The 562-nt window shown below is 51.6% G+C and carries 1 pseudogene; it reads right to left on the bottom strand.

The features are described from left to right. A pseudogene (locus ACXAGS_RS15725) lies at positions 1-562 on the bottom strand (hypothetical protein); the annotation flags it as partial.

Below are 562 nucleotides of genomic sequence, written 5' to 3'. Positions count from 1 at the left end.
TCCAAGTATTACCAGAAACGGTAGCCGTAGTAGTCACGGTGTTGGTACCATCGGAGAAGGTAACGGTCACGGTCTGTCCGTCCTCTACATCAGTAGTGGTACCGGAGATGGTCACGTCACCATCCTCACTTGCATTTACGATGTTATCGCCTTCTATAGGTAAATCAATATCTATAGTCGGTATTGTATTGTCCAAGGTAACCGGGTCGTTATCGGTTGCCGGGTTACCTGCTACGTCCGTAACATCGGCGGTCACCGTAATAGTACCGTTGTCCAAACCTGAGATATCGGCATCTGTTGCCGTCCACGTGTTACTGGTCACGGTAGCCGTAGTGGTAACGGTGTTGGTCCCATCGGAGAAGGTAACGGTCACGGTCTGCCCGTCCTCCACATCGGTAGTGGTACCGGAAATGGTCACGTCACCATCCTCACTTGCATTTACGATGTTATCGCCTTCTATAGGCAAATCGATATCGATGGTCGGTAGGGTATTGTCCAAAGTAATCGGGTCGTTATCGGTGGCCGGGTTGCCGGCTACGTCGGTAACATCGGCGGTCACGGT

The organism is Croceivirga sp. ABH4_376, from assembly GCF_056160685.1.
This window is presented reverse-complemented; position numbering and strand designations above follow the sequence as displayed.